The 1,529-nt window shown below is 62.0% G+C and carries 2 protein-coding genes and 1 pseudogene; all 3 read left to right on the top strand.

Annotation, left to right across the window (positions count from 1 at the left end):
• Nucleotides 1–24: 24 nt before the first annotated feature.
• A pseudogene (locus NUV55_RS13730) lies at nt 25–237 on the top strand (primase-helicase family protein); the annotation flags it as partial.
• A 129-nt stretch (nt 238–366) separates the two neighbouring features.
• Nucleotides 367–804 (top strand): hypothetical protein, encoded by a 438-nt coding sequence (locus NUV55_RS00625; RefSeq protein ID WP_296669457.1) that lies wholly within the window; start codon nt 367–369, stop codon nt 802–804.
• A gap of 169 nt (nt 805–973) precedes the next feature.
• On the top strand, nt 974–1,529 hold a 556-nt coding region (locus NUV55_RS00620; protein ID WP_296669455.1), incomplete at its 3' end, for an MT-A70 family methyltransferase.

Below are 1,529 nucleotides of genomic sequence, written 5' to 3'. Positions count from 1 at the left end.
GCGCTGGTCGAGCGCGTCGGCTTCTTGATCGACGCGCACTTCGCCGTCGTCGCCAATCAGCGGTATCTCACCGGGCAGTTCAACAGCCATCTTGAGCACGCGCTGTTCATCGTGTTCGACGAGGCCTTTTGGTCTGGCGACAAAAAAGCCGAGGGCCAGCTCAAGGATCTCATCACCGGTCAGCACCACTTCATCGAGAGAAAAGGATATGAACCTTACAAAGCCGCCAACCGCACGCGCATTGCGATCCTTGGCAACGAAGATTGGATCGCTCCTGCATCGCACGACGAGCGCCGATACGCTGTGTTTGACGTTGGAGATGGGCGGAAACAAGACCGTTCTTTTTTTCAAGCGATGCGAGAAGGGATGGAACGTGGAGGCTACCGACTCCTTCTTCGCTACCTTCTCGACTTCGATCTTACGGGAATTGACCTCAACGAAGCGCCGGCGACGCAAGGCCTACTCGACCAGAAGCACGCCTCGCTAGGCATGACCGAAGAGTGGTGGCTGGAATGCCTGCGCGACGGAAAGATCGTCGGCGGCGACTTCGACGGCTGGCCGGAAACCACCGACACCGAGCAACTGCGCCAGGCCTTCTCGCGCCACGCCAAGACACGCGGCATTCGCTCGCGCCTCCCTGAAGCCACCGCCATCGGCCGGGCGCTCGCCAAGTGCGCGGGCGTCGAACGCAAGCGCGTGCGTCACGGCGAGAAGCTGGGATACGCCTACTCCATTCCGGCGCTCGGCACGGCGCGCGACAGCTGGGAACGGTACATCGGGCATCGCGTGGAGTGGGAGAAATGATCCACCTCACCACCAAAGAACTCGCCGAGCGCCTGTGTCGCAGTCCGCAGACGCTGGCGAACTGGCGCGTCCTCGGCGAAGGCCCGGGGTTCATACCGGGGCGGCCGGTGCTGTACCCGCTCTTAGAAGTGGAAGCGTGGGAGCGGGCGAATACGGTTAGGGGGGCGGCATGCGATACGCAACTATAGTCGCAGACCCGCCGTGGGAAGTTAAGGCTGGGCCGCTGTGCGGCCGGATGGGTTTTGGCGACGCCACCGGAGCCAGCCGCCCACTTTCCTACCCCAGCATGTCTGTTGCGCAGATTTCTGCGCTGCCGATTTCAGCCTTGGCTGCCGATGACGCGCACCTATACCTGTGGACGATCAATAAATACATCGAGGCATCTTTCGCCGTGGCGCGCGCATGGGGATTTCAATACTCGACGCTGCTGACGTGGGCGAAGAACCCGATGGGCGGTGGGCTTGGTGGAGCCTACGGCATATCTACTGAGTACGTGCTGTTCTGCCGCCGCGGGTCGCTGTCGTCTCTCGGGCGCACGAATACCACCTGGTTCAACTGGAAGCGGCCGTATGACGAACGTGGAAAGCCGAAGCATTCCGCGAAGCCGCCAGAGTTTCAGGCGATGGTCGAGCGCATGAGCCCTGGGCCGTACCTGGAACTGTTCGCCAGGTCTGGCCGCGCCGGCTGGGACGCCTGGGGCAACGAGCATCGCACTAAAGATTTCC

It is taken from the genome of Sulfuricaulis sp., from assembly GCF_024653915.1.
Classification (GTDB): domain Bacteria; phylum Pseudomonadota; class Gammaproteobacteria; order Acidiferrobacterales; family Sulfurifustaceae; genus Sulfuricaulis.
This window is presented reverse-complemented; position numbering and strand designations above follow the sequence as displayed.